Here is a 23605-nt window from a genome sequence, read left to right as displayed (position 1 = left end):
ACCTGTTTAATTACAAATGAGAATTAATTTCAATTGACATAAGTTATCAAATGCATAAAATCCGTCAAATATATATTTGGAATAATCACTATGCGCATATTGAATACCGGCCAGTTAGATCTGAACCTGCTGGTGGTACTAAAGCAACTCCTTGAAGAGAAACATGTTTCCAACACGGCACTGTCCTTGGGAATGAGTCAGCCAGCAGTAAGCCGCGCTCTACATAAACTGCGAGTCGTGTTTAACGATGAACTTCTTATTCGTTCAGGTGAAGGCTATCAGATTACTGAGCGAGGCAAGGTGCTGCAATCGGAACTGGATCAGGTACTGCAAGGACTGGAAACCTTGATGCAAGGGGACAGTTTTGATCCCGCCTCTTCAACCAAGACCATCAAGCTATTTGCTCTGGTGCCTCAAGCTACGGCGCTTGTCCCTAAGTTGTTTTCTGAGCTGAGAGAGCGCGCACCCAATATGAATATGGCCGTAGATACCGTACCACAACATCACTTTTCAGGATTAGAAAGTGGTGATGTGCACTTTGTCATGAGTACAGCGCAGCCTGACTATCGCCAGCAAAATCTCTATCGCTTGCCAATCCAAAAACGAGACTTTCGCTTATTGATGAGTGAAACTCATCCTTTGGCCAGTAAAGAAACGTTAGAGGTTGATGATCTATTAACCGCCTCAATGGGGCGCATTTCTTTGTATGGAGATACGCGCTTTAATCTGCAAACTCGATTGAGAGAAAAGGGTTACCTAGGACGAGACGAGCCTCTGAATGTGCCTATTTCTTTAACTAATTTTAACCTTGCTGCCTCTATTGCAGAAAGTAGTGATGTCATCTTCCATCTGCCGACTCCCTACGCTAAGCAAGTTGCCAAGACTGGAAAGCTGATTCTAAAAGAGGTGCCTGAAGATATACGCTCAGACAAAGAGCAGGTCTATGTGTATTGGCACAAACGCTTTCAAAACGATGGTATGTGCACTTGGTTCAGAGAGTTAATCAAAGAAGTGTATAGCGTGAGCTAAAGGGATAGTCTGATTATTGCGCACTATTCATAAGCTGAATACTAACAATTCACCTTATGAATTCGGTTGTGTTTGTTAACTATAGCCACTGTCGAGTATGTTAATGCGAAATATTATCATTACTATTACACAAAACAGTGGTATCCATGTCAACTCGCACCAAAGTCTCTACTGCCATACTCGCCGTTCTTTCTTCTTCGGCTTACGCTAACGAAGCGATTGAAACTGATGAGCAAATGGTTGTTACAGCAACACATACAGAAACATCCGTTATTGAAGCGCCAGCGACCATCTCTGTAATCACAGAAGAAGAGTTGATGGCAGAACCTGGCACAGCCCTTAATGATCTTGTTAAGAATATCGCAGGTGTTGAGAGCCAAGTGGATGGTGGGCGTGCTGGTAGAGAGATGATCTCTATTCGTGGTATGGACTCAAAGTTCACCATGATCCTGATTAATGGTCGAAAAATCAGCTCTTCGAATGCTATTTTCCGTGGGAATGACTTTGACCTATCAACGATTCCAAAAGAAAGCATTCAACGCATCGAAGTGATCCGTGGCCCAATGTCGGCACTGTATGGTTCTGAGGCTCTTGGCGGCGTGATCAACGTGATTACTAAGAAACCGGATAACGAATGGCGTACTCAGTTTAATGCTGACTATGGCTACAGAGACGATGATGATGGCGGTGAGTACTCAACCGGCCTTTACACCTCTGGTGCACTGATTGACGATACCTTATTTATGTCCTTTTCTGTCAGTCAAAGTGCTCGTGATGCTTGGAACCCTTATACAGGGACAGCAACAGGCAGCAACGGTGACTACGACCGCTCTGAGGCTACCGCCCTTGAAGAGCGTGATACGCTGGCAGTGACGGGTGGCCTGTTGTGGTACATCAACCAAGACCATGACCTATCATTTGATTTCACCTATTCTGACGATGACCGCGAGGGCATTATTGAATCAACCTCAGGCTTAACCGAATCAGATCAGCGAGTTAAGCGTGACACCCAAGCAATTACCTACAATGGTGTATGGGATTGGGGTGACAGCTTACTCCGCTATAATCGTGATGCGGTAGTCAGTAAGGATAACTACAACAGCAAGAACACGACTCTAGGCTACTACGATATCGATGAGGTCAATCACTCAGTTGATGGTCACGCGACCACCTACTGGGGCGATCATACGGTGACATCGGGTGCAGACTGGAACTATTCTGAGCTAAACAATCCAGATAGCTTAACCGAAACCGGTACTGCAAGCGTTAACCAATATGCTCTATTTGTGCAGGATCAATGGGCATTTGCTGATGACTATACCTTCACCTATGGTACCCGTGTGGACATGCATGATGACTTTGGCGCACATTGGAGCCCAAGGGCTTACCTAGTGAACAACTTCAGTGACAAGATCACGATTAAGGGTGGTGTGGGCACGGCATTTAATGCACCAACACTGCTACAGTTGTCAGAAGAAAACATCATCAATAGCTGTAAAGGCAGCTGTCAGGTCGTGGGTAACCCAGACTTGGATCCTGAAACCAGTGTCAGCTATGAAGCTTCTGTGGCTTATGTAGAGACCAACTGGCAGATTGAAACAGGCGTATTCCGTAACGAAATCAAGAACCTGATTGATCAAGACCGTGATAATCCAGTAGGCAGCATCAATGGTCAGGATATCTATACCTACAAGAATATTGATGAAGCGGTTATCCAAGGGTTTGAGTTTACGGCAAGCTACGAGATCATCGAATCTGTGAACCTTCGTGGTAACTACACCTTCCTTGATACAGAAGACAAAACCACTAATGAATCCCTAGAAGATCGTCCTGATCATGCAGCGATGGCGCGACTTGGTTGGGCTGTGAATAATGATCTTGATACCTTCGTGCGAGTGAATTACACCGGTGAAACGATTATCTCTAACGACGATAATGTCTCACGCCCTTCCTATGTGACGGCTGATCTAGGTGTGAACTACTCGATTCATCAACAGTTTAGACTGCGTGCAGGCGTGAATAACCTAACGGATGAGCGCTTTGATGAAGTGGAAGTAACTTCTCGCGGTTATGCCATCGACCCAAGAACTTGGTATGTGGGTATGACAGCGGATTTCTAAGCTTTTGCTCTAGTTTCGCTCTCATTAAAAAAGCCAACAACTGTTTTCAGTTGTTGGCTTTTTGCGTTATTGGCTTTGTTTTTAGGCGGTTTTCTTTTTATTGAACACAAAGGCGTCCAACACCCGTAGCGCGACAATAATGTACAGAATCGCTAGCGAGATGAAGAAGATTCGAGAAATCAACGCACTGATAAAGTCGGAGTCTGCTCCCATATTACCGTTGATTAAAACGATGATACAGGTCATCGCTGAGCCGTAATATTTGCCTCTTGGGTTGGATGAGAAGATGTTCATTCCCATAAACAGCGCGATGCCAAACATCAAGATGATGAAGAACTGAAATAGCGGCACTGCCACTAAACCCCAGTAGAACACGAAGGCGATTAAACCACCCAAAATGGTAGAGATAAGAGAGTTTCGCCCTGCTTCTTTACCGGCGCTAAGCTCGGGTTTAAGGGTAAACATTGCCGCAAAAATCATGGTTAGCAGTAAATCGGTGCGAGCAAAGGTGATACAAAATGCCACGATCGGGAAGGCCACTAAGGTGCTTTTTAAAGCAAATTGAGCGGCTACCGGTGAGTAGACATTTTTAAATGGTGCAGGCGAGGGCAGGGTGACCTTATTCGTATCAGGCAAAATAAAATGCAACACAAACACGAACAGCATTGCCGCCCAGGCTGAACCGACAAATCCTAATGAAAACCCAATGGCCAAACCCTCAGACATATAGGTAAGCATAGGTAGGATTAACATCGAGAACATGGTCATTAGAGTGAGCCAGAACGACCCGCCTCGGTTGATATAGTAATAGATGTTGAACAAGGCCAAAAACATTAAGATCAAGAAGATGACAGGGAACTTGATCAATACCACAGAGAAAAATAGGCCAAAACAGAAGCCCTTTACCGTATTCAATAACCCAACACCCAGTTGCTTTGGCGTCATTTGAGGCACAGGCATTGATAACAACAATGTGGCGAAAATAGGGAACAAGAATGCCAATGGCCAGTTGAAGATGTACGCAATCGCAGCAGAGACCGCGACTCCTACTGCAAATCGAAGCTGTCGCACCATGGTTGCATCTTGCAATGCAACCTGGATGCTAAAGCGTGGAGTGTCGCTCTTAGTAGACATAAGAGATCCAGCTCAACAGGCGGATATAGACCTTCGCAATACCATTTAATATAAAGTTATCGCTGGTATAAAACTGTACGTCAGCTTGACCACCTACGCGGCGAAGTCCCTTTGGCAGCTCTTCATCAAAAGAGATCACCACTGGGAAACGTTGCGGATCGCGAAGCCAGCCAGAGCCAGATTTTACAGTAACCAACCCGCCTACAGCATCCGTAGAGCCACTTGCAACAGCAAAGCCGATACTGCGTACTTTTCCTTTGTAGATTTTCCCCGGAGTAATGTCTAAAGAAATGTCCACGGGATCGCCAATCTTCAAATTTGCGAGGTTGTTTTCTTTAAGGTTTGCTTCAATCCAAGAATCGTCGGCATCGATGAAGGTCATTACTGGCGCGCCGGGATTGGCGTAGTAACCCACATCCACCTGCAAGTTAGTGATGCCACCGTTAGTCGGAGCAAGTACGCGGGTTCTACTGAGATCTAATTGTGTCTGTTTGAGTTTCGCTACTGCGGTTCTTACCCTAGGGTTTGCCGCCCCTTCAGGGCCAAGAGACTGTTTGGCTTTATCAAGGTTTGCTTCGGCGCTGCGAACTTGTGCTTTAGCTTGCTTAATTGCAGCTCGCGCTTTATCGCCATCAGATTTGGAGTAAAGCTTGCGCTGCTCTAGCTCGAAGACACGCGCGCTTTGTACATTGACATGTTCTAGGTTAGTTTGAGCCTCAACCAGACCGGCTTGGGCTGTGACTACACTTGCCATCCCTGCGCCAATTTCTTGGCCAGCGATTTCTAACTCAGATTCCGCCAGCTCGACACTGAGCTCATAATCAGCTGGGTCAATACGAAAGAGCTGGGAGCCACGCTCAATGACATCGTCTTGGGCAACATTAACTTCTAGTATCTTGCCTGAAACCTGAGGAATGATAGGGATCACATAGGCTTGAACACGAGCCTCATCAGTCCAAGGAGTATGTCTGTCGGCAAAGAGATACCAAACAAAGATAAGACCAACAACGATAAAGACATTGCGCGTGATTTTCTTCACTGGGTCGTGGGTTTCTTCTGCAGGTGTCTCTGGCGCTTGAGCCGCCTCTTTCTCCACCGTAGGTTGAGCCTCGGCTTCTGGTTGTGTTTTTTCGGCTTCGATTTGATTTTCTTTGTTATCGCTCATTGTTACCTCTGACATCCATTTTCAGGTAAGTATCACGTTATTGAATTGTGAAATATCGTTACATTTTATGTGCTTATCATGCTGTTGTATAGCACTCGCGAGCTTAAAATTCGTATTCGATACCGACGGTGAACACAACATCGGTGGCTTCTGGTTGAATTCCATCTTCATCGGCGATGGGGTCAATGGTGTTGTCGATAACGGTAATCAGCTCCAAGTCAAAGTCGTCGATGAGTTCGATATCAAATCCTGTCTCAATACGTTGGATGAAGCTACCCGATTCTCTATTCACCACCTTACCATCGTAAACAAGGAAGAATTCAATATCAGAGGTGATGTCATATTCAAAATCAAAACCAAAGGCGAGCACAGGAGAGAACACCTTGTCATCCTCACCAGCCTCGACATTCACAAAGCGAGTGTACTGAACGCTTGGGCCGGCATAGACCTCTAAATCCATACCCTTGATGTCGATAACCTCATAGCCGACCGCAACACCCAATGAGGTCTGATGGTCGATGTTTCTAAATTCATCGAGGATGAGGTCGTAGCTGGGCAGGGTGAAATACAGTTTCTTCGAGTAGTAAAGATCGTATTTAGCGGTAAAGCGATGATTGTCTTCTGTGGTTATACTGGTGCCGTTGACTTCCTCGCGAACCTCTTCGTAGACGCCTCTGTAGGTGACGTTAAAGCGCCCAGACGTAATCAGATAACGGACATCACCGGCAATATAATAATCGAAGCTTTCGGTGTTCCCGGATTTAAAGTTTAATCCAGCACTAAGTTCTCCAGTCCATAAGCTTTCACCACTTTTCTCTGATGGTGAAATAGACAGTATGTTCTCTCTTGGATAGGTGACCGAAGGCAGCTCCATGAGATAGACGTTCTCTTCATCAATGACGATATGGCCTTCAATGATGGTGCCATCAAGAAAACGAAGCTGCATGATGTCTTTGGTTCTTAGCTCCTTGATGTCCTTCATCTTTACTTTGTGAACACCCACTTCATCACTATCAAACTCGACTCTTTCGTCGTACATGGCAATGATGTCACCCCCGAGCAGTTCGCCCTTGTGGACGAGTAGCCAATCAAACTTTGTGGGCACAGAGGGTATTTCAATAAACCAAGCAGGAGCAGTCAGTTCCGGCTTTTGGCTAGTTGAGTCTAGCTCTGACTCAGCGAAGCAGGTAAAAGGGAGGGCAATGGCGCAGAAAGCGGCGCTAATTTTCTGTTTGTGAGACGTCATTGTCATAATGAAACCAAATCCTTGTGTTCCATTAAAATTAGACCATTTCTCGTTAAAAAACAGTGAGTTTGTGAAATAGCTTTAAGCAATTATGCGAGGGCGGTTATTTTACTCTCATTAGTTGGTGCTCAGCATGTGAAAACTTAAAAACACGAACTTGTGATGGCTTCATTTTCTCAACAGATTCAAGCATCTCTTGCGTGTAGTCTCTGCGTTTCATCCATTCTAGGTCTTCGTTAAAGTTGTCCTCGCATATGACAAAGGATTCGTCCCTAAAACGGCTTTCTTTAACGTGGACAACCCAAACCCTAGCTTGAAACTCACTGAGTTCTGAAAGCCACTTTTTAGCGGAAGAAAATATTTGGTTGAACATGATATAGAGCCCTAGAAAACAGCGTATAAGAATAACAGATTTCGCTTTTGTAACCACATGGAGATATACGGTACCAAAGTGTCTCTTGTAGCACTCACTTGTCTTCATAGTTTGATGAAAGATAGGGGTTATTGCTGAAATAGGTAAAAACAATTTAGTAAATTCTCAAATTTGGTCGACACTTAACAGGTAGAGTGACGTTGTGTGGAAGGAGTCCAGAATGCAGTCATTAAAAGTTAAAGATTATATGAACCATCAAGCAGTTACATTTACCCCAGGTATGTCATTGTCTGCAGCACTGGAAAAAGTTTTACACTCCGCGCATGTGGGCGGGCCGGTAATTAATGAACAAGAAGAGGTAGTGGGATTCTTATCGGAGCAAGACTTACTCGATAAGTTGATCAAGGTGAGTTATCACTGCCAAGATACGCATATTGTCAGCGACTGTATGTACAAAGACGTGCTTTCAGTCACCCCTGAAACCTCGATCATAGATTTAGCGTCGATGATGCAAGTAGGTAAACCTAAGGTGTACCCAGTGATTGATAATGGAAAACTGGTGGGTATTATTTCACGCAGTGACGTGCTTAAGGCGGTAGGTGCATCTATTGACTTGTGCTTTAAAAACCCAATCTAATCGTTAAAATGTTTTGTGTATTTCAGTTAAGCCTCGATTATTCGAGGCTTTTTTCGTTTTGGAGCGCGAGATTAGGCTTTTGTTATTCTAGAATGTGATAGCAACCGTTTAACCTTGAAACCACTCCAACAAGGTAATTGAAAATCGTGACCATGCTCACAATTGGTCGTGATTATATTGTCTAGAGTAGTCGCTAAATAATGACCACATTAGAAGGGTATTGTGATGACAACTGAACAAAACGTGTTTCACTTGGGTGTAAATAAAACTGATCTGCAGGGCGCAACACTGGCCATTATTCCGGGTGATCCGGACCGTGTGAAGCGTATCGCTGAATGTATGGACAACCCAGTGTTTCTCGCCAGTCATCGGGAATACACTGTCTATCTGGCTGATCTTGCGGGTAAGAAAGTAGTGGTGTGCTCTACGGGTATCGGCGGACCATCCACCTCTATTGCAGTAGAAGAGTTGGCTCAGCTTGGCGTAGATACATTTTTGAGAGTGGGAACAACGGGCGCCATTCAGCCACATGTGAATGTGGGCGATATGATTGTCACCACAGGTTCTGTGCGTCTAGACGGTGCTAGCTTACATTTCGCTCCAATGGAGTTTCCTGCGGTAGCCGATTTCAATATTGCTCTGGCGATGAAGGAAGCGGCACTTAGTGAGAAAGCCACTGTGCATACGGGCGTAACAGCATCGAGTGATACCTTCTACCCAGGTCAAGAACGCTACGACACCTTTAGCGGTCGCGTAGTTAAGCGATTCCAAGGGTCGATGCAAGAATGGCAGGACATGGGGGTGTTAAACTTTGAGATGGAGTCTGCGACCTTACTGACTATGTGTGCAAGTTCAGGACTTCGAGCGGGTTGTGTTGCCGGGGTTATTATCAATCGAACGCAGCAAGAGATCCCTGATCAATCGAAGATGAAAGAGATTGAAGGGCTATCCATTCGCACTGTAGTGGAAGCGGCAAGACGTGTACTTGAGTCTTAATCTGAAGCTTAATTGATTAAAAAAGGCCTGACTTCGGTAGAATATCGAACTCAGGCCTTTTACTTTTTGAGGGATTAGATCAGGTCGGTTCCACCTGCTTTAATTAACCATTCTCGCAAATGGCTTCTCAAATCTTTCAGCTCTTCAGGGCCAATCAAACCCAGCCCTAGATCCATCGCTCGGGTAATGTCGTTATAGCGCAGCGGTCTGAAGCTAACGAGCATTGCTCTCGCTTGTAATCCACCAAGCAGATCACGCAGGGATTCGAGCTTGTAGAGCGTATCGTCACCATCATCACGCATACCCTTGGTCTTACACTCAATGATATGCAGTTTGTTGTTCACAACAGTGGCGACATCCAATTCATTGCGAACCTCTTTTTCGCCAATCTTACGCGTTACTTGAACATTCAAAGAACAGTCTTGGATAGTGGTCAATTCTTGCTGTACAGATTTTACCTGAGTATGCACATAAGACTCTAACCATTCACCGTTAGAGAAGCGTCTTGCTTGCTCGGAACGGAAGGTCAGAACACCGTTACTGTATGCAGCTAGCTCAGAATCCACTAAATCTTGAAGCAGGATATTAAGCTCGCGATAACCTTGCTGCTTTTCAGATAGCGCCACATCAAGCTTTTGCTCTTTGCGACAGGTGGTGGCTAAGAAATTCAGTGTGGCAAGACCGGGGCCAAGCTCCAGAGCGTTACTTGCCCACTTCTCACAGATCTTAAGCAGCGTATCGTCAATCTGGATAGCATCATTAGGATCTGGGAACTCAGATTGAGCACCGAAGATAGTTAGGTAATCAGCAATAGTAATATGGTCTTGTACCTGTGCGTCTTGCAGACCATCAGGGTACAACCAACTTAGGCTGTCGGTGTTGGGCTCAACCACAAAAATAGGCCATCTGTAGCTGCGCACGACTTCATAGACTGAGAGTAAACGGTGGCGAAGTCCGCAGCTTGCGTTAAGTTTGATTTCTTCACCCGTGAGCTTTAAGCGCTCAGCCAACAGGGTGATCTCTTTTTTAATGATGGCAGTGTTGGAGACGTTGGGGATTTCAAAAAACTCACTCTTAATGCCGCGCATACCAAGTACAATGCTCAGTTTATCGAACATAGGTTTTTGAGAGGAATCGCCTATAAAGATCGTATGACGACTTGAGGCTCTATCATCGAGTAAAGGGGTGACCAGTCTGATCGGGTCTTTGTCGATAATACCAATTTGAATTGGCATAAGGGGTCCTTCTTTTAATTGTTATAAGATTCGTCGGAACGAATGCAACCGACATCTTATCTCTATAGATAGCGAGGATGTCTAAAAATTACAATTGCTTACACTAATCTTAGTTTCCAATTTTGAAAAGGTACTCCTTTATTATTTTACGCCTTAGGAAGTTTGCTTTTATCTAGGTAATGATACAATCTTGATAAAACTAAGGAACGGGCTAGAGAAATACCATGGCTGAAGAAACTATTTTTAGTAAAATCATACGTCAAGAGATACAAACCGAGCTGACATACCAAGACGACTTGGTTACCGCTTTTCGCGATATTAATCCGCGAGCGCCTTCGCACATTTTGATTGTGCCAAATCATGTTATCCCAACCGTAAACGACGCGACTGAAGAAGACGAACGTGCATTAGGCCGTATGTTTACTGTTGCAGCCAAAATCGCAAAAGAAGAAGGTATTGCAGAAGATGGCTATCGCCTTATTGTGAACTGCAACTCTTTTGGCGGCCAAGAGGTTTATCATATCCATATGCACCTTGTCGGTGGCAAGCCATTAGGACCAATGTTGGTTAGTTAATGCAGCCAGTGAATAAATCGATACGATTTTGTTTGATTGTAATGAGCAGCGCAGTGATTACTGCCTGCTCTTCTCTTTCTGCCGGTAACTTGTTCAGTCACTACACCGCTCAAAACAAATCAGTTCATCAAGCACTGCAAGCCGGTGACTATGTAACGGCGCAGGAAAAGCTTCCTGATTATCGTGCTGGCGACATTCTGGATAATATGGAAAAAGGGCGCGTTAATTTCTTAGCCTCCACGTATCCTGCCAGTAAAGCATCTTTTGAGTTAAGTGATAGAGCGGTACGTGAATGGCAAGATCAAGCACTGATTTCTGTTAGCGATACGGCAACGAGTGTTGGCGCCTTGGCGGTCAATGACAATATCACCAATTATGAGCCAGCCGACTATGAACTGGGCTTTTTGCACTTATATCTGGGGTTAAATTACATCCAGATTAACAGTCTTGAAGGGGCGTTGGTCGAGATGCGCCGTGCCAATCAAGTGCAAGAGCGTGCGAAGCAGCAAAGAGAGTCTGATCTTAAGTCAGCGGAAGCTGATTTGAAGAAAAGTGGCTTGAGCCCGAACTTGGGGAGCGTATTGTCTCGTTATCCAGATGCGGGTGATAAGCTAAAAGCGGTTCAAAATGGCTATTTGTTGTATCTGTCAGCGTTGCTTTATGAGACGCAAGGCGACCCTAACAGTGCCTATGTCGACTATCGCCGTGCGCTCGCCGTAGCGCCTGATAACAGACAAGTTATAGACGGAGCGCTTAGAGTGGCAACCCTATTGGGTATGCGACAAGACTTAGAGCTTCTCACTAAACAATATGGCCCTTATCAACCCTTACCTAAAGGCGAGGGACGCGTGATCATCCTCGATGAGCGAGGGGTGGTTAAGGCGATGGATGATTGGCGAATCACGATTCCTGTTAGAGATAGTCGTGGCGATGTTGGTTTCTATTCGGTTGCTTTGCCGTATTACAATAATAATGCAGGTCAACGATTTGGTGCGTTACAGCTGGACGGTAAAGGGCTTGTTGGCGACGAATTGGTCGATGTTAATCTCATGGCCAGCAATCAGCTAACAGAGCAGATGCCAAAGATTTTAGTGCGTCAGGTATTACGCACAGTAACAAAAGACCGGTTGCGTAAAGAGACCGCAAGCGGTAATGATGTGGGCAACGCTTTGTTCAACGTTTTTAATACCCTAACCGAACAGCCAGACACTCGCAGTTGGCAATCGCTGCCTGCAGAGGTGTACAGTTCAGGTGCTACACTAGAAGTAGGAACGCACCAGTTAACTGTGGCAGGGAAGAGCCATGAGTTTTCTGTACGAGAAGGTGAGACTACCTTAGTATGGCTATCAAGACAGGGTAGTAACGTGACAATATGGCACAAACAATTGGGAGCGATACAATAATGAAAAAACTGGCGCTACTGTTCGTGGCTCTTGTAGCATTGGCAGGCTGTTCTCAAAACACCGCAGGCTTGAGAGTGGATGGAAAGAGTCAAAAGGTACTCTTTGGCGATAACGTCTTGGGCAGTCGCCTTGTCGTTGATGATATTGCGACGGTAGAAAAAGAAGACCGCACTAGAGGCATAGTGACGGTGAGCAGCACTTATAAGGCTGATTTACGTATCCAATATCGCTTTTATTGGTATGACGACAATGGGCTAGAAGTAAATACCAAGCCTTCTGCTTGGAGACAAGATGTAGTGAGAGGTTTCGAAACTCGAACCTTCTCTGAAGTTTCAATCCATCCGGAAGGGACTCAGTTTAGAGTGCAAATCCGAGAGTCGGACAACTAAGGAAATAAGATGAAAAAAAGTGTAGTTGCGTTATTAGGCCTAGCTGTCATTCTTGGTGGCTGTTCAAACAAGGTAAACTATGGTGACGCGCAAGCTGTAGAAACCACTACGGTTGATTTTGGGTCTACGGATCTGCAAAAGATTGCAGGTGAAATGGTAGATAGCATGCTCAACTCAGGTTCAGTAGCAGCGATTACTAAAGATCAGCGTCCGATTGTGTTTGTAGAGCGTATTAAAAACAAAACCAGTGAACACATTGATACCGAATCTATTACCGATTCTGTCAGCACTAAAATGCTGAACTCGGGTAAGTTCCGCTTCGTGGATATGGACCGTGTTGAGTCTGTGCGTAAGCAGCTTAACTTCCAGAACAATGATGAGCTTGTCGATCAAAGCAGCGCCATACAATTCGGTAAGATGGTGGGTGCGCAGTACATGCTGTACGGCAACCTATCAAGTATTGTAAAAGATGCGGGTAGTGACAAAGATGTGTACTACAAGATGACGATGCGTTTGATGGATCTAGAAACCGGCTTGATAGAGTGGGCTGACGAAACTGAGATTCGTAAACAACAGTCTAAGAGCTTGTTCGGACTGTAATTTAGTCAAAACGTTAGAGGCCAGCAATTTGCTGGCCTTTTTTATTTTTCACGGCTCGGTTTGTGGTTATCAATAATTTCTTCAATACTTGATGTGGCTCAAGAAATGACGGCAACAATTTCTCTTCGATAACTTCTTATTGGCTGAATACGTGTTAGATTTAAATGAGTAGTGACTATTTTCGGCAGACATAATTTCTCAACCACTGGCTGTCAGCATTTACAAGGAAGGCTCCATGATTATCTATCTTCACGGCTTTGATTCAACTAGCCCAGGTAACCACGAGAAGGTACTGCAACTTCAGTTTATCGACGAAGACGTACGTTTTATCAACTACAGTACGTTGCATCCTAAGCATGATATGGCGCACCTTCTAAAAGAAGTACACAAAGCCATTGAGTCATCAAAGGATAAGAATCCGATTATCTGCGGTGTAGGCTTAGGTGGGTATTGGTCAGAGCGTCTTGGCTTCTTGTGCGGTATTAAGCAGGTGATATTTAATCCTAATTTGCATCCTGAGCGCACCATGCAAGGCCGAATTGACCGCCCAGAAGAATACGATGATATTGCGACTAAGTGTGTAGAGCAGTATCGAATCAAAAACAAAGAGCGCTGCATGGTGATACTGTCGAAGCATGATGAGATTCATGACAACACAGTGACGGCTGATGCGCTGGAAGATTACTACCAGATTATTTGGGATGAGCATGAGACACACAAGTTCAAGAAGATCTCTCAGCATCTGCAAACCATTAAAGCATTTAAGAATGCGTAGAGGTAAAAGCCTAGCAAGCCAATGATATTCGAGGACGACGATTATCAATTGCATGAACATATTAAAAAGGCCTGCTTATGCAGGTCTTTTTTTATCCAGTTCGTGTGTAATTCACGCTCTTTCGAGCAAGATAATCTCAATTTCATTACAGTAATTGGGGTTATTTGCAGATTGTTGGTTGCTCACTTAGTCGATTTGGATATAATGCGATTAAAAATAAATTGATTTAGATCAAAAAAAATTGAGAGGCGAGAATAGAATCGCCCCATAAAACTTAACGTGAACAACAGTGTCTACTGATACTCAATCAAATTCTCACAGGTGCGCATAAGCGGGCCTGAAATCAAAAATTATCATTTGTATCAAGGAGTGTTGAAATGACACGAATCATTATTGTAGGCGGCGGCGCTGGTGGATTAGAACTAGCGACCAAAATGGGTCACAAGTTTAGACGCAACGACAGCACCAGCGTGACCTTAGTGGATCGCAAAGCGAGCCACCTTTGGAAGCCGCTTCTGCACGAAGTAGCAACAGGCTCGCTGGACGCAGGCGTGGATGCTTTAAGTTACCGTGCTCATGCCAAAAACCATGGCTTTGACTTCCAGATGGGAAGCCTTTGCGACATCGATCGCGAACGTAAGGTGATCATTCTTGAAGAACTAAAAGATGCCAATGGCGAACTATTGATCCCTAAACGTGAAATTGAGTACGACTATCTTGTCATGGCGATTGGCTCAACCTCAAACGACTTTAATACTCCGGGCGTGCGTGACAACTGTATCTTCCTAGACAGCCCTGAGCAGGCGCACCGTTTCCGTGAAGAGATGAACAATCAGTTCCTTAAGCTTCACGCACAATCAGGACAAGGACAGGTTGATATTGCCATCGTTGGCGCAGGTGCTACCGGCGTTGAGCTTTCAGCTGAGCTGCACAACGCGGTGAAAGAGCTGCGTAACTATGGCTTCGGCGATCTGGATTCAAGTAAGCTAAACGTAAGCCTTGTAGAAGCGGGTGAGCGTATCTTGCCTGCTCTACCTCCACGTATCTCTCAATCGGCTCACCAAGAGCTGACTAAGCTCGGTGTGAACGTTCGTACGGCCACTATGGTGACACTGGCTGATGAATCTGGCCTGACAACCAAAGATGGCGAGAAGATCCCGGCACAGATCATGGTATGGGCTGCTGGTATCAAGGCACCTGACTTTATTAAAGATATCGCAGGCCTAGAAACGAACCGTATTAACCAGCTAGTCGTTAAAGATACGCTGCAAACGACTCGCGATGATAATATCTTCGTTATTGGCGACCTTGCGCAGTGCACGCAAAAAGACGGCAAGTTTGTGCCACCTCGTGCGCAGGCGGCTCACCAGATGTCTAGCCATGCATTCCGCAATATCTTAGCAATGATGAACAACAAGGCGCTTTCGGCTTACGAATACAAAGACCATGGTTCATTGGTATCACTGAGTCGCTTCTCTACCGTAGGTAGCTTGATGGGTAACCTAACCAAGGGTTCTATGATGGTTGAGGGTCGCATTGCTCGCGTAGTGTATATCTCTCTGTATCGTATGCACCAAGTGGCGCTGCACGGCATGTTTAAGACAGGCTTGATGATGTTAGTTGGGCGCATTAACCGAGCGCTACGTCCAAACCTGAAGTTGCACTAATCTTTAGTTAACGCACAAATGCAAAAAAGGGGAGTTGGCTAAGCCAACTCCCCTTTTTTAATCAGCTAGGCTGACCAGTTATTTAGTACGATTGGTATCAATCTTCAACTCTTCGTACCTGAATAATCATGCCCATAAGAGGGTGATCTAGGTAGTGCGTTTCGCTACTGCGCATACGACGCTTTTGTTCCATACGGTAGCTCTTCAAGAACTGCTCTTCCACTTTTTCAGGAGAGACTTCCTGTAGATTACCCGCCTGCACATTGCTGTTTTCGGCTTCGGTATCTGCTAACACAGCAAAGTTTTCGCTGTCCTTAAGCTCATCCGGTGCTTTCTCAGTAAAGGTAACGCTGCGAACACCCGGTTCGCGAAGATCTAATTCTGTTTCTACAAATAGGTAGTGCTGAACATAAACCTGAATCGCGCCGTCTAGTTCATACAGAGGCTGAGCAATGGTTTTCTCTTGGATATCATCGCCCATACCCGCGTCACTGCTTTGAGAGCCAATCTTTGAGCCATCAGCGTTAAAGGTTTTAGAGTAGTCTTTACCTGCCTGGATATGGAACTTAGGCGCGCTTGCTCGACCTTGATCCCCTTGACGCCATGCAGTGTGGAGTAACACCTCAAAGCCTGCGTGTTCTTTCAGCACGTCACGCTCTTTAATCAGCTTGTAGTTATCGTAAGAAAGCATCTGTGCTCCCTTCTTTTTACGATAAGCGTGATTGTTGAACGGTTCTACCCCTTCCATGTTGATCTGAGTTAGCTCATTTGGCCATGATTCAGGGGTTTTTTCAGGGTCGATCGAACGCTTGAATATCAGGACTTCAATGTCAAATTCTCTCTGTTGTGCTTGTGCGAGTGTAGGAATCAGCAGCAGCATCATCAATAGAGGAATAATTTTTTTCATTCTGGCTCCATGGCTTGTCAAAAGGCCGTTTATCTTTATGAATACTATGAGATTATTCTTATCTTCATTTTAGGGCCTGCTGACCTTTTGCGATTAAATTTTGCTCGACCAGAAGGCATTTAATCAAGGCGAGTGGCTTGCCGCCTAGTCATCTAGGCAAAAGTCGCTCAACGATGAGTAAATGCCTTCTGGTCGAGCCCTTCGGGTAGCGTTTGTTGGGCATTTCTACGGTGTTAGTCACTTTTCATGTGGAACCACCACACCTAAAAGCGACTGCCTTGTATAAATACCCAACAACTCGCTACAAAATTAACCTCAAAAGGTCAGCAGGCCCTAAGTTCAATTGTGAGTAAAGTCGTCACGAAAGGGAAGTTTACCCTAGTTTTAGGCAGTATAGCAGATCTCATTTTATTGCTATGACTGCCAAGTCTTTACGCCACTCTATTTTGTGCAAAATCTTCGATTAATTGCTTAACGTAAGAGACGCGATCTCTGCGGTCGACCAAGCTTTGCATAAATTTAATCTTAGTCGGCCCGTCCATAGCAAATTTGTTAGGTTGTGATTGCAATAGCTTAACCAAATACATCGGGTTTATGTCAGCGTCCGGATAGAACTCGATGTAGCCCCCTTTCTCGTGAGCTTCGACTTTGTCTACCTTAATGGCCGCCGCTGCAAGTTTTATCTCAGAGACTTGTAGCAGGTTCTTCGTGGCATCTGGAAGTGGGCCGAAGCGGTCTATGAGTTCGACCTTCATCTCGGTAAGTTGGTTATCGTTAGCCACGCTGGCAATACGTTTATAAAGCGACAGGCGAGTATTTATATCTGGGATATAGTCATCCGGTAATAATGCGGGCAATCGCAGTTCTACCTCGGTTTGCTCACGCAGTAGGTCGTCCAGTGATGGCTCTTTACCTTCTTTCAATGCTTCAACCGCTTGCTCTAGCATCTCCATATACAAGGTGAAGCCAATAGAGTGGATCTGGCCACTTTGCTCATCACCCAACAATTCGCCAGCGCCACGTATTTCAAGGTCGTGCGTAGCAAGGGTGAAGCCTGCGCCCAAGTCCTCAAGAGAGGCAATGGCCTCAAGACGCTTGGCTGCATCCTTAGTGACGGCTTTAGGATGCGGGGTAAGCAAGTAAGCATAGGCTTGGTGGTGCGAGCGACCCACACGTCCGCGTAATTGGTGAAGCTGGGCTAAACCTAGATTGTCTGCACGATTCATGATGATGGTATTGGCCGTTGGTACATCAATACCGGTTTCAATGATGGTGGTACACACCAATAGGTTAAAGCGCTGGTGGTAGAAATCGTTCATTACCGATTCCAGTTCGCGCTCTCGCATCTGACCGTGTGCGGTAGTAATGCGGGCCTCGGGTATTAGCTTTTCAAGGTCTTGCGCTACCTTATGGATGGTGTCCACTTGATTGTGCAAGAAATACACTTGTCCACCGCGCATGATCTCACGCAAAACGGCTTCGCGAACTATGGCGTCGTCACTTTGACGAACAAAGGTTTTGATTGCTAAGCGGCGAGCTGGTGGTGTGGCGATGATAGAGAGGTCGCGCATGCCACTCATTGCCATATTCAGCGTTCGCGGTATTGGGGTCGCGGTCAGCGTTAGGATATCCACATCAGCACGCATCGCCTTCATCTTCTCTTTTTGTCTTACGCCAAATCTGTGCTCTTCATCGACAATTAACAAACCAAGATCGGCAAATTTGATGTCATCTTGCAAGAGTTTGTGAGTGCCAACAATAATATCCACCTTACCTTCAGCTACATCAGCCAGAATTTGTTTCTGCTCTTTGGCACTCTTGAATCGGGATAATACCTCTACACGAACCGGCAGGTTGGCAAAGCGGTCTCGAAAGTTTTCAAAATGCTGCTGAGCGAGCAGGGTAGTTGGCACAAGTACCGCCACTTGCTTGGCATTATCTGTGGACACGAACGCGGCGCGCATGGCGACTTCCGTTTTACCAAAGCCAACATCACCACACACCAATCTGTCCATGGCTTTGGCTTGGCACATATCTGAGAGAACGGCGTTGATAGCTTGAGCTTGGTCATCGGTTTCTTCAAATGGGAAACCCGCCTTAAATTGGGCGTATTGCTCTCTATCTAACTGAAACTTATAGCCCGGTTTAAGTTCACGCTTGGCGTACACATCCAGAAGTTCAGCAGCCACATCGCGCACTCGCTCTGCCGCTTTACGGCGAGCCTTACCCCATGATTCACTGCCAAGTTTGTGCAGTGGCGCGGTATCTTCTGCGCCACCAGAGTAACGGCTAATGAGATTGAGTGAAGAAACCGGAACGTACAGCTTGGATTCGTTCAGGTACTCAAGAGTCACGTATTCGGTTTTGATGCCGCCAGCCTCTAGGGTTTGCAGACCAAGATAGCGACCAATACCATGGTCTAAATGCACAACTGGCTGGCCGGGTTTAAGCTCGGCTAGGTGGCGGATAACCGTATCGCTATTGACCGCTCGTTTATCTTTTTTGCGCCTTTGAATCACGCGATCGCCAAGTAAATCACTCTCACAAATCAGCGCAAAATCAGGGCCTTCATGAATGAAGCCATGCTCTGAGGCGCCAAGGACGAGAGTGAACTTATCATTACCAGAAAGGGCATCTTCAAGACTAGGCACCGCTTTTGGCGCAATCTTGACAGGGCTTAGTAGCTCTAACAAAGCCTCGCGACGGCCTTCAGACTCAACAGAAAAAACTATCTTGCCGGTATAGCCTTCGCTGAACTGACGCAGAGCCGACATTGGCTCTTTGGTTTGCGGAGCTGCGGCAAGCGCCGGTAGCGGCTCTATGTCCAGGTTGAAGCGACCTGCTTTGGTATCAGTGCTCTCTTTATTGAGCTTAACCTGTGGCCATTGCTTAATAGCGGCAAATAGCTCGTCCTTCTTCATCCAAAGCTCTGTGGGTTCCAGCAGTGGACGCAGCGGATCTACACGTCGCTGATCAAAACGATAATCAACATCGGTAAGGAATGTATCTATTGCCGGTTCTATTTCACCTACAGAGAGCAGTAAGGTGTTTTGTGGCAGATAGTCGAACAGGGTTTCTGTGTTCTCAAAAAACAGCGGTTGCCAGTACTCAATCCCTGCGGGCCAAGTGCCCTTTGACACTTGCATATAAACCGACTCGGGCTCGCGTCTTGCATCGAACTTTTGTCTCCAACGAATACGGAAGTCTTCAATGGCCTCTTCATTGGTGGGAAATTCATGGGCAGGTAACAGTCTAATCTCATCGATATCGGCAATAGAGCGCTGATTCTCAGGATCAAAGGTGCGAATGGTGTCGATCTCGTCGTCGAAAAAGTCAACGCGATACGGGTCAGAGCTTCCCATAGGGAACAGGTCTAAGATAGAACCACGACTGGCGTATTCACCGGGACCAAATACTTGGTCAACGTTTCGATAGCCTGACTTTTCAAGTTGCATCCTGAGCTTATCTAGAGAGAAGAGGTCGCCCGCTTTCACCATCAAGGTGTGCTGTAGGAGAAACTCTCTTGGAGACTGCCTCTGCAATAGAGTGCTAATGGGAACAATGATGATGCCATGGTCAAGGGTCGGCAGTTGGTACAGGGTAGAAATGCGGTCGGAAATAATATCTTGGTGAGGAGAAAAACTGTCATAGGGCAGTGTTTCCCAATCCGGGAACAAGGAAACAGGCACAGAGCTAAATTGCTCCAATTCCATCTGCAACTTTAGTGCTGTCTGCGGGTCACTCACGATTAACAGCGTTGGTCCTTGGTGTTGTTTGTTCAACTGAGCTACAGCGATAGCTAATGACGCACCTTGTAGGTTGCCTAGCTGTTTTCTATCGCCAGCGGTGGACGCAATCGGTAGAGCAAAAAGCGAGTGGTTATCCATAAGAGTGTGAGTTTCCAAGATAAATTGATCAGCATGTAATGTATCTGATTATCGTAAACCCAGACGGGTTTATCTATCAATAAGTGGTCAAAACTGGCGGATAGTTGATGTGATTGCTCAATTATTGGCTTTTTGTGGAAGTTTCCAAATAAAAACAGGGGCAAACACTACTCGAAAAGGCGATTAGTGGTTACATTAAGGGCATTGTACTCATTTTTCGGTTGGTTATGTTTCGACCCGTTTCGCTTTATATTGGCCTGCGTTATCTTAGAGGACGTTCGGGAGACCGATTTAGTCGATTTGTTTCCTACATGTCTACCGCAGGCATCACCATAGGTGTGTTGTCTCTCGTCACCGTAATGTCTGTGATGAACGGTTTTGAAAGCCAGCTTAAGGGACGTATTCTTGGAGTACTGCCTCAAGCTATCGTGGGTGATGTGTCCGGAAAAACCCCACTGACCGAACAGCCCCCGCAATTTATTACCTCTCTTCCTCATGTTATCGAAAGCGTTCCGATTGTATCGAGTGAAGCGGTATTACAAAGCCCCGCACAGCTTACTGCCGGTCAATTGATCGGTATTGAGGGAGATGCAGATGAGCCTTTGCGTCAATTTATGCTGTCGGGAAGTGTGGACTCTTTGCAGCAAGGAAAATACCGAATCATCATAGGTCATACCCTGGCGCGTAAGCTAAAGGTAAATCAAGGCGATAAAGTGCGCCTTATGGTTACCAGTGCCAGTCAATATTCTCCCCTTGGGCGCATTCCTAGCCAGAGAAACTTTACCGTATCGGGCATATTTAACACAGGCTCCGATGTGGACGCTCAGCTTATGGTGACCAATATTGAAGATGCCGGTCGCTTATTACGAATGAATAAAGAGCAGGTTTCGGGTTGGAGGCTCTATCTTGATGATCCCTTTGCCGTAAGCACTCTCGCAGCAATGCCACTGGAAGAGGGCTGGGCTTGGCAAGATTGGCGCGCACAACGGGGCGAGCTATTTCAGGCGGTTAAGATGGAGAAAAACATGATGGGCCTTATGCTGGGTCTTATCGTGGGTGTGGCAGCATTTAACATTATCTCTGCGCTGATTATGGTGGTTATGGAGAAGCAATCTGAAGTGGCCATTCTAAAAACACAAGGAATGACCAAGCAACAAGTGATGGCCTTGTTTGTGGTGCAGGGCGCAAGCAGTGGCGTGGTTGGCGCTGTGTTTGGTGGCTTGCTCGGCGTTCTGCTGTCAAATAATTTGAATTTAATACTGCAAGCCATGGGGGCATCCCTTTATGCTTATGGTGGACAACTGCCTGTGTTAATTGAGTACGGTCAAGTACTCCTAGTGGTTGGATTAGCTGTGTGTTTGAGCATAGTGGCAACCCTTTACCCTTCCTACCGAGCTGCATCCGTTAAACCCGCTGAGGCGTTAAGATATGAGTAATTTACTAGAGTGTCAGAACCTAAAGAAAACCTACACCGAGGGCAGCGTTGATACGCAAGTGCTTAGAGGAGTGAGCTTTACGGTGGGACACGGCGAGCTGGTCTCAATTATCGGAAGCTCAGGCTCGGGCAAGAGTACCCTACTGCATATATTGGGCGCATTGGATGATGCGACGGTGGGAGACGTGCAATTTAACGGGCAAGATTTAGGCGCACTCTCAAGTAACCAGCAAGCGAAACTGCGCAACCAACACTTAGGCTTTGTGTATCAATTCCATCATCTATTAGCAGATTTCTCTGCGGTAGAAAACGTGGCAATGCCTCTGTTGATTGGCGGTGAAAAGCCAGCTAAAGCTAAGCAAGCGGCGAGGGAATTGCTAACTCGCGTTGGTTTAGAGCATCGTTTGGAGCATCGTCCGTCAGAACTGTCTGGCGGAGAGCGTCAGCGTGTGGCTATCGCGAGAGCTTTGGTGAATAAACCCTCTTTGGTGTTAGCCGATGAGCCTACAGGTAACCTAGACCACACTACTGCTCTAGGTATCTATGACTTGATGCGAGAGCTGAACCAGAAATCAGGCACAGCCTTTTTAGTGGTGACTCATGATGGTGAACTGGCCTCTAAGATGGACAGACAAATGCATATGCAAGACGGCCTTTTGGTTCAAGTTGAAGAAGAGGTTGCCCAGTGATCAACTCTTTATCACTGTTTATTGGTGGGCGCTTCAGTCGGGCCAAGCAGCGGAACAAGATGGTGTCCTTTATTTCCCTTTCATCCACCTTGGGGATCATGGTGGGGGTTGCGGTGATCATTATCGGCCTATCTGCGATGAACGGCTTTGAAAGAGAGCTAGAGAATAGAGTGTTATCGGTTGTTCCCCATGGCGACTTTTCCGCGGTGAACAAACCAATTCAAGATTGGCCTCAGCTGGTAGAACATATCAACAAGCAACCGCAGGCGGTCGCTGCTGCGCCTTTTGTGAAGTTCACTGCATTGGCGGAGCGTGGTACACATCTTAAAGCAATCCAAGTGAAGGGCGTAAATGCGGCACTGGAAAGTGAAGTATCTAGCCTATCTCAGTTTGTGCAGGGGGATGCTTGGCAAAACTTTGCTCCGGGATCAAATCAGGTGGTGTTGGGCAAAGGCGTTGCTGATCAGCTAGGCGTTGACGTCGGTGATGGCATTTCTCTCATGATCCCTGTGGCATCGAAAAACGGTCGAACACAAGCACCAAAACGTGTTCGCCTAAAAGTCAGTGGCATTTTCTCGCTCGGCGGACAACTGGATCATGCCTTAGCGATGGTTCCACTTGAAGATGCTCAGTCTTATCTTGGCCTTGGTGATACCGTGAGTGGTATTTCAGTGAAGACGACCAGCGTATTTGATGCTCCAGACTTGATGAGAACGCTAGGCAGTAGCCTGCCAGTTTATGTGTATATCAATAGCTGGAAGCAAGAGTTTGGCTACATTCATCGAGATATTCAGATGGTTCGCACCATCATGTATTTGGTTATGGTATTGGTCATTGGGGTTGCTTGCTTCAACATCGTTTCTACCTTGATGATGGCTGTGAAAGATCGCTCTGCGGAAGTGGCTATCTTGCGCACTATGGGGGCTCAAGACTCTTTGATTAAGGCTATTTTCATGTGGCAAGGCGTGTTGTCAGGGGTTATGGGGGCGGTAGCAGGGAGTGTGCTCGGGTTACTGGTGGCGCTAAACCTGACTACACTGATCCAACTGGTTGAGAAGATCATTGGGCACAAGTTCTTATCGGGTGACGTGTATTTTGTAAACTTCCTGCCGTCCGAAGTTAACCCAATGGATGTGTTGATTGTCTCCGGGACAGCAATTCTTTTGAGCTTGGTAGCGACTTGGTTCCCAGCAAGTAAGGCAAGCAAATTGAACCCCGCGACGGTGCTGAGCGCCAAATAGCACTCTTACCAATTGGTATGAATAAAGAATTAAAAAAGCGTTGCTCAGTGAGCAACGCTTTTTTTGTGTCTAGGATTTTTGTGCTGGGGCTTTGTTGTGAGA

20 protein-coding genes are annotated in these 23605 nt (G+C 46.1%); 13 read left to right on the top strand and 7 right to left on the bottom strand.

Going from position 1 to position 23605, the window contains the following annotated elements; all coding sequences use genetic code 11:
* Positions 1–90: 90 nt before the first annotated feature.
* A complete protein-coding gene (locus tag OCU35_RS08355; RefSeq protein WP_261825151.1) occupies positions 91–1029 on the top strand; it encodes a LysR family transcriptional regulator in 939 nt (312 codons plus the stop codon).
* Positions 1030–1175: 146 nt separating this feature from the next.
* On the top strand, positions 1176–3149 hold the full coding sequence (locus OCU35_RS08350) for a TonB-dependent receptor domain-containing protein (protein ID WP_017029713.1): 1974 nt from the start codon (positions 1176–1178) through the stop codon (positions 3147–3149).
* A gap of 81 nt (positions 3150–3230) precedes the next feature.
* Here OCU35_RS08350 and OCU35_RS08345 read toward each other — a convergent pair whose 3' ends face one another.
* The 4 genes from OCU35_RS08345 to OCU35_RS08330 all read right to left on the bottom strand — a co-directional run bounded on the left by OCU35_RS08345 (position 3231) and on the right by OCU35_RS08330 (position 7067).
* Positions 3231–4283 carry a DUF2955 domain-containing protein gene (locus OCU35_RS08345; protein WP_102328665.1) on the bottom strand — a complete coding sequence of 351 codons (1053 nt, stop codon included), beginning with the start codon at positions 4281–4283 and terminating at the stop codon, positions 3231–3233.
* On the bottom strand, positions 4273–5448 hold the full coding sequence (locus OCU35_RS08340) for an HlyD family secretion protein (RefSeq protein WP_261825150.1): 1176 nt from the start codon (positions 5446–5448) through the stop codon (positions 4273–4275). Before OCU35_RS08340 ends, OCU35_RS08345 begins: the two co-directional genes overlap by 11 nt.
* 103 nt (positions 5449–5551) lie before the next feature.
* A complete protein-coding gene (locus OCU35_RS08335; protein ID WP_261825149.1) occupies positions 5552–6700 on the bottom strand; it encodes a DUF481 domain-containing protein in 1149 nt (382 codons plus the stop codon).
* Between the two features lie 97 nt (positions 6701–6797).
* The gene (locus OCU35_RS08330) at positions 6798–7067 is read right to left on the bottom strand and encodes a hypothetical protein (RefSeq protein WP_102472156.1); all 270 of its coding nucleotides are present in this window, start codon (positions 7065–7067) and stop codon (positions 6798–6800) included.
* 220 nt (positions 7068–7287) lie between these two features.
* On the opposite strand from OCU35_RS08330, the gene OCU35_RS08325 reads away from it, so the two are divergent.
* On the top strand, positions 7288–7704 hold the full coding sequence (locus OCU35_RS08325) for a CBS domain-containing protein (protein ID WP_017029718.1): 417 nt from the start codon (positions 7288–7290) through the stop codon (positions 7702–7704).
* Positions 7705–7929: 225 nt separating this feature from the next.
* Positions 7930–8700: a uridine phosphorylase gene (gene udp / locus OCU35_RS08320; protein WP_017029719.1), complete on the top strand. Its 771-nt coding sequence runs from the start codon at positions 7930–7932 to the stop codon at positions 8698–8700.
* Positions 8701–8774: 74 nt separating this feature from the next.
* Here the strand turns inward: udp and OCU35_RS08315 are convergent, their stop codons facing one another.
* Complete coding sequence (locus OCU35_RS08315; RefSeq protein ID WP_017029720.1) at positions 8775–9935, bottom strand: Card1-like endonuclease domain-containing protein; 1161 nt, start codon at positions 9933–9935, stop codon at positions 8775–8777.
* Between the two features lie 224 nt (positions 9936–10159).
* Here OCU35_RS08315 and hinT point away from each other — a divergent pair, with 224 nt between their 5' ends.
* The 6 genes from hinT to OCU35_RS08285 all read left to right on the top strand — a co-directional run bounded on the left by hinT (position 10160) and on the right by OCU35_RS08285 (position 15344).
* On the top strand, positions 10160–10510 hold the full coding sequence (gene hinT, locus OCU35_RS08310) for a purine nucleoside phosphoramidase (protein ID WP_017029721.1): 351 nt from the start codon (positions 10160–10162) through the stop codon (positions 10508–10510).
* A gap of 8 nt (positions 10511–10518) precedes the next feature.
* Positions 10519–11913 carry a COG3014 family protein gene (locus tag OCU35_RS08305; RefSeq protein WP_026012924.1) on the top strand — a complete coding sequence of 465 codons (1395 nt, stop codon included), beginning with the start codon at positions 10519–10521 and terminating at the stop codon, positions 11911–11913.
* Positions 11913–12302 (top strand): YcfL family protein, encoded by a 390-nt coding sequence (locus OCU35_RS08300; protein ID WP_017029723.1) that lies wholly within the window; start codon positions 11913–11915, stop codon positions 12300–12302. The genes OCU35_RS08305 and OCU35_RS08300 overlap by 1 nt, the downstream gene beginning before the upstream one ends.
* 9 nt (positions 12303–12311) lie before the next feature.
* Positions 12312–12902: a penicillin-binding protein activator LpoB gene (lpoB, locus tag OCU35_RS08295; protein ID WP_017029724.1), complete on the top strand. Its 591-nt coding sequence runs from the start codon at positions 12312–12314 to the stop codon at positions 12900–12902.
* 235 nt (positions 12903–13137) lie between these two features.
* Positions 13138–13677: an alpha/beta hydrolase YcfP gene (gene ycfP, locus OCU35_RS08290; protein ID WP_017029725.1), complete on the top strand. Its 540-nt coding sequence runs from the start codon at positions 13138–13140 to the stop codon at positions 13675–13677.
* A gap of 377 nt (positions 13678–14054) precedes the next feature.
* A complete protein-coding gene (locus tag OCU35_RS08285; protein WP_017029726.1) occupies positions 14055–15344 on the top strand; it encodes an NAD(P)/FAD-dependent oxidoreductase in 1290 nt (429 codons plus the stop codon).
* 97 nt (positions 15345–15441) lie between these two features.
* On the opposite strand, the gene OCU35_RS08280 is transcribed toward OCU35_RS08285, so the two are convergent.
* Both OCU35_RS08280 and mfd read right to left on the bottom strand, forming a co-directional pair.
* The gene (locus OCU35_RS08280) at positions 15442–16251 is read right to left on the bottom strand and encodes a peptidoglycan binding protein CsiV (protein WP_102322718.1); all 810 of its coding nucleotides are present in this window, start codon (positions 16249–16251) and stop codon (positions 15442–15444) included.
* A 431-nt stretch (positions 16252–16682) separates the two neighbouring features.
* The gene (mfd, locus tag OCU35_RS08275; RefSeq protein WP_017030893.1) at positions 16683–20138 is read right to left on the bottom strand and encodes a transcription-repair coupling factor; all 3456 of its coding nucleotides are present in this window, start codon (positions 20136–20138) and stop codon (positions 16683–16685) included.
* A gap of 227 nt (positions 20139–20365) precedes the next feature.
* Between mfd and lolC the strand changes: the two genes are divergently transcribed.
* The 3 genes from lolC to lolE are packed head-to-tail and all read left to right on the top strand — an operon-like array spanning position 20366 to position 23503.
* Positions 20366–21574 (top strand): lipoprotein-releasing ABC transporter permease subunit LolC, encoded by a 1209-nt coding sequence (lolC, locus tag OCU35_RS08270; RefSeq protein WP_026012923.1) that lies wholly within the window; start codon positions 20366–20368, stop codon positions 21572–21574.
* Complete coding sequence (lolD, locus tag OCU35_RS08265; RefSeq protein WP_017029731.1) at positions 21567–22262, top strand: lipoprotein-releasing ABC transporter ATP-binding protein LolD; 696 nt, start codon at positions 21567–21569, stop codon at positions 22260–22262. The genes lolC and lolD overlap by 8 nt, the downstream gene beginning before the upstream one ends.
* Positions 22259–23503, top strand: a complete 1245-nt coding sequence (gene lolE, locus OCU35_RS08260) for a lipoprotein-releasing ABC transporter permease subunit LolE (protein ID WP_017030890.1) — start codon at positions 22259–22261, stop codon at positions 23501–23503. Before lolD ends, lolE begins: the two co-directional genes overlap by 4 nt.
* Positions 23504–23605: the final 102 nt, after the last annotated feature.

Origin of the sequence: Vibrio breoganii (assembly GCF_024346795.1) — a bacterium.
GTDB lineage: Bacteria > Pseudomonadota > Gammaproteobacteria > Enterobacterales > Vibrionaceae > Vibrio > Vibrio breoganii.
This window is presented reverse-complemented; position numbering and strand designations above follow the sequence as displayed.